The sequence below is a fragment of the Hydrogenophaga sp. 70-12 genome (genome assembly GCF_001897365.1).
In the GTDB taxonomy this organism is placed as follows: Bacteria; Pseudomonadota; Gammaproteobacteria; order Burkholderiales; family Burkholderiaceae_C; genus Hydrogenophaga; species Hydrogenophaga borbori.
This window is the reverse complement of the sequence record NZ_MKSS01000248.1, coordinates 1-9546: the sequence shown is the minus strand read 5'-3', so window position 1 is coordinate 9546 and position 9546 is coordinate 1. Positions and strand designations below refer to the sequence as shown.

The window sequence follows — 9546 nt, the reverse complement described above, 5'->3', positions numbered from 1 at the left end:
GAGCATCGTGATGAAGCTGCGCTCGGCCAATGGCCAGCCGGTGGCCAAGATCTCGGACACGCCGGGCAAGGCCCTGTGCGACGACGCCACCTTTCTGGCCTACCTGCGCCAGGTGTTCCAGGTGCCGGCCGGTGCGCCGGCCCTCAGCCCGGCGCACCCTGGCGAATGAGGGCGCGCGCCGCCGCCTTCTCCAGTTCGGCGACGACGAACACCCCCAGCCCGGCCGCGCCCACCCCAACCCACTCGCGCGCGCCCAGGGCCGTGGTGCCGAACACCGCCTGCAGCGGCGGCAGGTAGACGAAGGCCATCTGCAGCAGCAGGCAGGCGCCCAGCGCCCAGGCCACCACGGGGTTGCCCCCCAGGCCGGCGCGGCCCAGCGCGGGCGCCAGCACGAAGCGGCTGTTGAGCAGGTAGAACATCTCGGCCATCACGATGGTGCTGACCGCCATCGTGCGCGCGGTCTCCAGCGCCGTGCCGCGCTCCAGCTCCCACAGGAACAGGCCGAGCGCCGCCGCCATCATGAGCACGGACACCATGAGCACGCGCCAGGCGAAGAAGCGCGAGAGCAGCGGCTCGCCCGGCGCGCGCGGCGGGCGGCGCATGAGGTCGCCCTCGCCCGGCTCGAAGGCCAGGGCCAGACCGAGCGTGCTGGACGTGACCATGTTGATCCACAGCACCTGCGCGGGCGTCATGGGCAGCGTGAGGCCGAACAGGATGGCGGCGATCACCACCAGCGCCTCGCCGCCGTTGGTGGGCAGCATGAACAGGATGAACTTGCGGATGTTGTCGTACACCGCGCGGCCCTCGCGCACCGCGGCGGCGATGGTGGCGAAGTTGTCGTCGGCCAGCACCACGTCGGCGGCTTCCTTGGCGGCTTCCGTTCCCTTGCGGCCCATGGCCACGCCGACGTCGGCGCGCTTGAGCGCGGGCGCGTCGTTCACGCCGTCGCCGGTCATGGCCACCACCTGGCCGTGGCGCTGCAAGGCGTTCACCAGCCGCAGCTTGTGCTCGGGGCTGGCGCGCGCGAACACGTCCACGTCCAGCGCCACGCGCTGCAGGGCCTCGTCGTCCATCAGCTCGATCTCCGCGCCCGTGATGGCCGGCTTGCCCGCGCCGATGGCGAGCTGCGCGCCGATCGCGCGCGCGGTCTCGCCGTGGTCGCCGGTGATCATCTTCACGCGGATGCCCGCCGCGTGGCAGTCGGCCACGGCGCGCACCGCCTCCTCGCGCGGCGGGTCGGCGATGCCCACCAGCGCGAGCAGGGTGTAGCCCGCGGCCACGTCCTCGAAGGCCAGGCCCGCGCCCGCCGGGGCCGCGCGCTTGCAGGCCAGCCCGAGCAGGCGCAGGCCGCGCGCGGCCATGTCGGTGGCCATGCGCCGCCAGGTGTCGACGTCGATCGCCCGTTCGCCCTCGGGGCCCCACTCGCGCGCGCTGATCTCGAGCATCTTCTCGGGCGCGCCCTTCACGAAGATCCACGGCTGGCCTTCGTCGTCGTGGTGTGCGGTGGCCATGAAGCGGTGCTGCGACTCGAAGGGAATGGCGTCGGCGCGCGGCCAGGCGGCCTGGGTGTGCCCGTGCAGCAGGCCGGCCTTGTGGCCCAGCACCAGCAGGGCGCCTTCGGTGGGATCGCCCACCACCGTCCACTGCCCGGCCTCGCCGGCCATGCGCGCGTCGTTGCACAGCACGCCCGCGCGCAGCGCCAGCGCCAGCGCGGGGTGGTGATCGGCGTCGATCGTGCGTTCGCCCACGCGGAACTCGCCCTCGGGCGCGTAGCCGGCGCCGCTCACGCGCACGTCCAGTCCCGCGCACACCACCCGCTGCACCGTCATTTCGTTGCGCGTGAGGGTGCCGGTCTTGTCCGAGCAGATGACGGTGACCGAGCCCAGCGCCTCCACCGCCGGCAGGTGGCGCACGATGGCCTGGCGGCGCGCCATGCGCTGCACGCCGAGCGCGAGCGTGATGGTCATGATGGCGGGCAGGCCTTCGGGGATCGCCGAGGCCACCAGGGCCACGATCATCATGAACATGTCGGTCGCCGGGTGGCCGCGCAGCCACACGCCGACGGCGAAGGTGAGCAGCGCCAGCGCCAGGATGGCCAGGGCGAGCGCGCGCCCGAAGCGGTCGATCTGGCGCAGCAGCGGTGTGGCGCCCGTGGCCACGCCGGCGAGCAGCTGGTCGATGCGGCCGATCTCGGTGTCGCGGCCGGTGGCCACCACCAGGCCGCTGGCCTGGCCGTAGCCCACCAGGGTGCCGGCATAGGCCATGCCCCGGCGGTCGCCCAGCGCCGCGTCGGCCGCCACGGCGCCGGTGTCCTTCGCTGCCGGCAGCGATTCGCCCGTGAGCGTGGATTCGTCGCAACGCAGTCCCTTGACCTGGATCAAGCGCAGGTCGGCCGGCACGCGGTCGCCCGAGGCCAGGAGCACCACGTCGCCGGGCACCAGCTCGGCCGCGTCGATCTCTTGCCGCAGGCCGTCGCGCAGCACCACCGCCCGTGGCGAGAGCATGGCGCGTATCGCCTCCAGGGCAGTCTCGGCCTTGCCTTCCTGGACAAAGCCGATGAAGGCGTTGATCAGCACGGCGGCCAGCAGCACGCCCGTGTCCACCCAATGGCCCAGGAAGGCGGTGATCGCGGCCGCGCCCAGCATGACGTACAGCAGCACGTTGTGGAACTGCGCCAGCAGGCGTGCCCAGGGGCCGCGCCGGCGCGCGCCCTCCAGCCGGTTGGGGCCGTGGCGCGCCAGGCGTTCGGCGGCCTCGCGCGCGGACAGGCCCTCGCGCCGGGCCGACAGCCGCGCCAGCGCCGCCTCGGGCGTGCTGGCGTGCCAGGCGGGCGCCGCGTCCGCCGGGGCCGTTCCATCTCGCCAATCCTTCGTTGCCACCGCAGGTCCTCCTGCCGGCATGTTCGCGCGGCGAGCGCGCCGCCGCATCCCCAAAGGCGAGCGCCGCGCACAGTCTTTGCGCCGCCGCGCCGCCATTGCGTTATTGGTCGCGGCCATATCACGTATCCGTATTTCCGACTTGTCCCCGGCCGGGGGGGCTTCTAGTCTCCGTCGCCAACCGATACACAAGGCGGAGACAAGACATGAGCATCCCCATCCGGGCCGTGCCGCTGGACGAGGGCACCGGCTACCAGCGCAAGCGCGTGTCCCACGATGGCCGGCTCACCGAGGTGGGCCGCGGCACGCCGATGGGCGAGCTGCTGCGCCGCTACTGGCACCCCGTGGGGCTGTGCTCGCACGCCACCGACACGCCGCGCGAGGTGCGCATCCTCGGCGAGGACCTGGTGCTCTACCGCGACAAGAAAGGCCGCCCCGGCCTGCTGCACAACCGCTGCTGCCACCGGGGCACCACGCTCTACTACGGCCGCGTGGAGGAAGAAGGCATCCGCTGCTGCTACCACGGCTGGCTGTTCGACGCCGAGGGCCGCTGCCTGGAGCAGCCCTGCGAACCCGAGGGCGGCGCCGCACACCGCGGCAAGGTGCGCCAGCCCTGGTACCCCGTGCAGGAGCGCTACGGCCTCATCTTTGCCTACCTGGGGCCGCCCGACCGCAAGCCCGTGCTGCCGCGCTACGACGCGCTGGAGGAGCTCGACCCCGGAGAGTTCATCGACGTGGACGACACCAGCATCGGCAGCGGCGGTGGCGCGATCGCGCCCTGCAACTGGTTGCAGCACTACGAGAACGTGATCGATCCGTTCCATGTGCCCATCCTGCACGGCAACTTCAGCGGCACGCAGTTCACGCCCACCATGAACCTCATGCCGCAGGTGAAGTTCGACCTCACCGAGCGCGGCGTCAAGGTGTTCAGCACGCGCCAGCTCGACGGTGGCCAGGTGATGAAGCGCACCACCGAGGTGGTGCTGCCCACGCTGCGCGTGGTGCCCAACCCTTACGTGGGCAAGTACGGCAAGGTCGAGTCCATCGGCTGGACCGTGCCCATCGACGACACGCACTACCGCATCTACACCGCCGCGCGCGTGACGAAGAAGGGCGAGATCCTGCCGCGCGCGCCCGACGCCGCGACCCGCCCGCGCTGGGACCAGATGACGCCCGAGCAGCGCCGCGACTTCCCCAACGACTGGGAGGCCCAGGTCGGCCAGGGCCCCATCACGCTGCACGGCGAGGAGCACCTGGCCACCACCGACCGCGGCATCGTCATGCTGCGCCGGCTGCTCGCGCGCCAGGTCGAAGCGGTCGAGCGCGGCGACGACCCCGTCGGCGTGCACTTCGACGAGGCCTCGGCCTACGTCCGGCTCGAAGCGGGCCAGTATGTCGAACCCGCCGAACCGACCGAGCCGGCCAGGTGATCCCCGCGTTCCCGTCCCACCACAAGACACGACACGACAGGAGACAAGCCATGCAACGACGCCAACTCATGGGGGCCGTGCTCGCGGCGGCCACCGCCTGCGCCGGCCTCATCGGCGCGAGCGCCGCCCACGCGCAGGGGCCGGTCACCTTGCGCTACGCCACCTTCCTGCCCCCAGGCGGCCTGTTCACCAAGGACGATGGCGTCATGGGCCGCTGGGCCAAGTCGGTCGAGGAGGCCTCGGGCGGCGAGGTGAAGATCCAGATCCTGCCGGGCGGCACCCTGGGTGCGGCGGGCCGCAACCCCGGCGCGCAGCTCAAGCTCGTCACCGACGGCATCGCCGACATCGCCTTCGTCATTCCGTCCACCACGCCGGGGCGTTTTCCCGACGACAACCTCTTCGGCCTGCCCGTGAGCGAGAGCGCGGCCGAGGGCTCGCTCACCTTCTGGAAACTGCACGAGCAGGGCCTGATGCGCGGCTACGACGACAAGTCCTTCTACATCATCGGCCTGCTGGTGAACCCGCCCAACGTGCTGCACACCAAAGGCCCGGTGAAGAAGGTGGAGGACCTGCGCGGCCTGCGCCTGCAGGCCAGCGGCGCCGAGCAGCAGGAGCTGATCCGCGCCCTGGGTGCGACGCCGGTGGGCACGGTGTCCGTGCGCGAGGCAGCCGAGGCCATCAGCCGCGGCGTGGTCGACGGCACGCCCAAGGACTGGCTGGCCCTGCACTCCTTCCGCATCGCCGACGCCACCGCGCACCACGTGAACATCCCCATGGGCGCGTCCACCATCATGTTCGCGCTCAACCGCGCCAAGTACGACAGCCTCTCGCCCAAGGCCCGCGCCGCCATCGACCGCTTCAGCGGCGAGCCCTTCGTGCGCATGGCCGGCAAGCTGTTCGACGAGTACACCGACGCCAAGCACAAGGAGACGGTGGACGACAAGAAGCGCCAGGTGATCACCCTGCCGCCCGAGGAGCGCGCGCGTTGGGACAAGGCCATGGGCACCGTGGTGCAGGACTGGCGCCAGCGCGACGCCGCCAACGAGCGCCTCTGGCAGGCCTTCACCAAGACCCGCGCGCAGGTGCGCGGCGAACTGGGCATGAAGTGATGGCCGCCGGGCGCGCGCCCGGCGCCGGCTCAGGCCGCCATGGGGGCGGCGGCTTCGGCGGCGGCGGCGTGCGCCACCTGCCGGATCTCCTCGCGCAGCCAGCGCAGGCCCGGGTCCTCCTCGGTGCCCCGGTCCCAGTACAGGCAGGAGCGGTAGCCCTCCAGGTGCACCGGCAGCGGCAGGGTCTGCAGCCGATCGCCGAACAGGCGGGCCAGCCGCGCGGGGAACACCGAAATCATGTCGCTGCGCGAGATCACGTCGGCCGCCTGATCGAAGCTGGGCATGGACAGGCGCACCAGGCAGTGGCGCCCATGCCGCGCCACGCTGTCCTCGAGCACGCTCTCGATGTTGGGGTAACGGAAGCCGAAAAACACATGTGGCCATTGGCAGAACGCTTCCAGCGGGTCTTCGCTGCCCGTGAACCCGGGGTGCCCCTTGCGCGTGACGAGCACGAAATGCTCCTCGAACAGCACGGCCGAGTTCAGGCCCGAGCGCATGCTCGGCTCGGGCGCGCAACCCAGGTCCACGTCGCCGCGGCGGATGCGCTCGAACAGCGTGTGGAACTGCGGCGGCTCCCAGGCGATGCGCACGCTCGCGTTCGTGGCGTGCAGCCGCGCCATCAGCGGCGCCAGGATCAGGCGGCTGCTGTAGTCGCTGCCGGCAATGCGGAAGATGCGGTCGGAACCCGTCGGGTCGAAACTGTGGCCGTTCTCCAGCAGGCGGCCCATGCGCAGCAGCAGGTCGGCCACCGCGTCGGCCATGGACAGCGCCAGCGGCGTGGGCGACACGCCGTGGGGCGTGCGCTTGAACAGCGGGTCGCCAAAGGTGCGGCGCAGCTTGGCCAGCGAGCCGCTCACCGCCGGCTGGCTCAGGAACAGGCGCGCCGCCGCGCGCGACACGCTGCGCTCGCGCATCAGCGCGTCGAAGGTGCGCAGCATGCCGATGTCGAGGGCGCGCAGGTCGATGCGGGGGGGCTTGCTCATGCGGGCGCTGTCGTGTGGACCGTCGTGAGGGAGCGGCGATTCTGGACCGGGACACCCATCGAAGGGCATAGGGCATGACCCTGCCATCGCCCAACCACAGAACAGGAGACACCCCATGAACGCCATCGACGCCGCGCTGCGCCGCTTCGCCTACTGGCTGGCGGCCGCCGGCCTGTGCCTGCTCTTCCTCAACGCCATCGCCACCGTGCTCGACGTGCTGGGCCGCACCCTGTTCGCCACGCCAATCGACCGGCTCAGCGACGTCTCCGGCCTGATCTACATCCTGGCCGCCGCCTGCTGCGTGCCCGCGGCCACCGCGCAGATGCGGCACATCACGATCAAACCGTTCGAGGAGCGGCTCGCGCCCCGCCCCTACGCCGCGCTGGAGGGCCTGGCCGCACTGCTCAAGCTGGCGGTGTGGTGCGTGCTGGCCTGGCAGCTCTGGGCCCACGCGGCCGAGATGGACGCCACGCACCAGACCCTGTCGCAACTGCGCGGCGTGCGGGTCGCGCCGTTCTGGACCTTCGTGGCGCTGGCCATGAGCTTCAACGCCCTGCTCGAAGCGCTCAACCTGCTGCGCTTCGCCAGGGTCGCGCTCGGTGCGGTGCCACCCGAGACCGCCGCGCCCGCCGAATCCGCCGAGCCCGCCAACATGCTCTGAGCCCGGGCCGCACACCATGTCCTCCACCACCATCATCCTGTTCGGCTTTGTCGGCCTGTTCGCGCTCATCCTGCTGCAGGTGCCCATCGGCGTGGCCATGATGGTCTCGGGCGCCGCGGGCTTCGCCGCGATCGTGGGCGTGCAGCCCGCGCTCTCGATGTTCGGCGGCGAGGTCGCGTCGTCCTTTGCCAGCGCCGATCTCGCGCTGATCCCCATCTTCCTGCTGATGGGCAACTTCGCCAGCGCGGCCGGCCTGTCCACCGACCTCTACCGCCTGGCCGACGCCTTTGTGGGCCACCGGCGCGGCGGCCTGGCCCTGGCCACCCTGGGTGGCTGCGCGGGCTTCGGCGCGCTGTGCGGCTCGTCGCTGGCCACCGTCGGCACCATGCACCGCGTGGCCTATCCCGAAATGCTGGCGCGCGGCTACCCGCCGCATTTCGCGGCCGGCACCATCGCGGTGGGCGGCACGCTGGGCATCCTGGTGCCGCCCTCCATCATCCTGGTGGTGTACTCGGTGCTGGCCGAGACCTTCGTCATCGACCTCTACATCGCCGCCCTGTTGCCCGCGCTCATGGCCGTGGTGTTCTACGGCGTGGCGGTGATCCTCTACGGCCTGCTCCGCCGCGACGCCATGCCCGCCGGCCCGCGCCTGAGCTGGGCCGAGCGCCTGGTCGCCGTGCGCCAGTCGCTCTTTGTCATCGCGCTCGCCAGCCTGGTCATCGGCGGCATCTATGCCGGCGTCTTCACCGCGCTGGAGGCGGCCTCGGTGGGCGCGGTGCTGTCTTTCTCCGCCTACCTGTTGCGTCGCGGCTGGCAGCGCGCCGAGGTGTTCAAGCTCATCGGCGAGACGGCCAGCGTCACCGGCATGATCTACGTGATGGTGATCGGCGCCTCGGCGTTCAACTACTTCGTCACCGTCAGCGGCGTGGCCGATCTGTTCATGGCGGCGGTCAATGCCACCAGCCTGCCACCCTGGGGCGTGATCGCCATGATCCTCGTGGTCTACATCGTTCTCGGCGCCTTCTTCGACGAGGTGGCCACCATGCTGATCACGCTGCCCTTCGTGCTGCCGCTGATTGTGTCCTGGGGCTACGACCCGCTGTGGTGGGGCATCGTCAACGTCACCGTCATCATGATCGGCCTGTTCTGCCCACCCATCGGCCTGAACGTGATGGTGATGCACGGCCTGGTGCGCAACGTGCCCCTGCGCCGCATGTACGTGGGCGTGCTGCCCTTCCTGCTGGCCGACTTCCTGCGACTGGGCCTGCTGGTGGCCTTCCCGTTGATCGCGACCTGGCTGCCCACGGCCCTGCGTTGATTGCCATGAAAGCGATGGCTTGACGCAGTAGGACAAGCGTCCTATGCTGCGTGGCATTGTCTGGGACAAATGTCCTAGGAACCATGCAAGGCGTCAGTGACCATCCGCGACCAGATCATCGACACCGCCGACCGGCTGTTCTACGAGCACGGTTACGCGCCCACATCCTTCAGTCACATCGCGGATGCCGTGGGCATCTCCCGCGGCAACTTCTACTACCACTTCAAGACCAAGGATGAGATTCTTGACGCGGTGATTGACCTGCGCCTGGTTCGCACGCGGCAGATGCTGGACGACTGGGGCGCCCAGGTCGACGACCCGGCCGAGCGCATCCGGCTGTTTGTCGAGATCCTGCTGCGCAACCAGGACAAGATCATGCGCCACGGCTGCCCGGTCGGCAGCCTCTGCCAGGAACTCGCCAAGCTGGACCACGCAGCCCAGGGCCGCGCCGGCGGCGTCATGGCGCTGTTCGCCGAATGGCTGCGCGAGCAGTTCGAGCGCCTGGGCTGTGGCGATCACTCGGCCCGTTTCGCCTTGCACCTGCTGGGCCGCACCCAAGGGGTGGCTGCCCTGGCCAACGCCTTTGGCGACCCGGCCTACGTCCGACAGGAAGTCGAGCTCATGAGCGAGTGGGTGCGCTCGTGCGCGCCCACCTTTCCCAGCCGCGCGCGACGCCGCGCGAACGCCTGAATCCTTTTGGAGGCCCCATATGCATCTCGTCCTTTTGCGCTTCGGCACCCATCGCGATCGCGCGCCCCAGCACATGGCCGGTCACAAGGCCTGGCTGCAACGCGGCTTCGACGATGGCGTGTTTGTCTTCGCGGGCAGTCTGGGCGGCGCGCAAGGAGGGGCGGTTCTGGCGCACCGCGAGCCGATTGACGCACTGCGCGAGAGGATTGCCCTGGACCCCTTCGTGGCGGAGGCTGTGGTGCAGGCCGAGATCCTCGTGATCGAGCCATCGCGTGTCGACGAACGCCTGTCCTTTCTCCAGCACTGATTCCCGATCATGAGCCAGACCCTCGACGGCCCCGACGGGCAACCCCGCTGCCGCTGGTGCGCCACCACGCCCGAGTTCCTGCCCTACCACGACACCGAATGGGGCTTTCCGGTCGGCGACGACCAGCGCCTGTTCGAGAAGCTCAGCCTGGAGGCGTTCCAGTCGGGCCTGA

At 70.6% G+C, this 9546-nt stretch carries 9 protein-coding genes and 1 pseudogene; 8 read left to right on the top strand and 2 right to left on the bottom strand.

From position 1 onward, the window contains the following. Nucleotides 1-169 (top strand): annotated as a pseudogene (locus BGO22_RS14035) (nicotinate phosphoribosyltransferase); the annotation flags it as partial. On the opposite strand, the gene BGO22_RS14030 reads toward BGO22_RS14035, so the two are convergent. Further along, the gene (locus BGO22_RS14030; protein ID WP_502686466.1) at nt 144-2900 is read right to left on the bottom strand and encodes a cation-transporting P-type ATPase; all 2757 of its coding nucleotides are present in this window, start codon (nt 2898-2900) and stop codon (nt 144-146) included. The pseudogene BGO22_RS14035 and the gene BGO22_RS14030 overlap by 26 nt on opposite strands. Nucleotides 2901-3082: 182 nt before the next feature. On the opposite strand from BGO22_RS14030, the gene BGO22_RS14025 reads away from it, so the two are divergent. Both BGO22_RS14025 and BGO22_RS14020 read left to right on the top strand, forming a co-directional pair. Then, nucleotides 3083-4306 carry an aromatic ring-hydroxylating dioxygenase subunit alpha gene (locus BGO22_RS14025; protein WP_286851370.1) on the top strand — a complete coding sequence of 408 codons (1224 nt, stop codon included), beginning with the start codon at nt 3083-3085 and terminating at the stop codon, nt 4304-4306. 50 nt (nt 4307-4356) lie between these two features. Then, entirely contained in the window at nt 4357-5415 is a 1059-nt protein-coding gene (locus tag BGO22_RS14020; RefSeq protein WP_286851368.1) for a TRAP transporter substrate-binding protein, read from the top strand. 29 nt (nt 5416-5444) lie between these two features. Here BGO22_RS14020 and BGO22_RS14015 read toward each other — a convergent pair whose 3' ends face one another. After that, nucleotides 5445-6398, bottom strand: a complete 954-nt coding sequence (locus BGO22_RS14015; RefSeq protein WP_070399653.1) for a LysR family transcriptional regulator — start codon at nt 6396-6398, stop codon at nt 5445-5447. Between the two features lie 115 nt (nt 6399-6513). Between BGO22_RS14015 and BGO22_RS14010 the strand changes: the two genes are divergently transcribed. The 5 genes from BGO22_RS14010 to BGO22_RS13990 all read left to right on the top strand — a co-directional run. Further along, complete coding sequence (locus BGO22_RS14010) at nt 6514-7059, top strand: TRAP transporter small permease subunit (protein WP_286851367.1); 546 nt, start codon at nt 6514-6516, stop codon at nt 7057-7059. A gap of 16 nt (nt 7060-7075) precedes the next feature. Next, nucleotides 7076-8377 carry a TRAP transporter large permease gene (locus tag BGO22_RS14005; protein ID WP_286851365.1) on the top strand — a complete coding sequence of 434 codons (1302 nt, stop codon included), beginning with the start codon at nt 7076-7078 and terminating at the stop codon, nt 8375-8377. Between the two features lie 96 nt (nt 8378-8473). Continuing rightward, nucleotides 8474-9067 carry a TetR/AcrR family transcriptional regulator gene (locus tag BGO22_RS14000; protein WP_286851363.1) on the top strand — a complete coding sequence of 198 codons (594 nt, stop codon included), beginning with the start codon at nt 8474-8476 and terminating at the stop codon, nt 9065-9067. 19 nt (nt 9068-9086) lie between these two features. Beyond that, nucleotides 9087-9374 (top strand): YciI family protein, encoded by a 288-nt coding sequence (locus BGO22_RS13995; protein ID WP_204743764.1) that lies wholly within the window; start codon nt 9087-9089, stop codon nt 9372-9374. A gap of 9 nt (nt 9375-9383) precedes the next feature. Continuing rightward, nucleotides 9384-9546: DNA-3-methyladenine glycosylase I (locus BGO22_RS13990; protein ID WP_286851374.1), on the top strand; the 163-nt coding region annotated here is incomplete at its 3' end.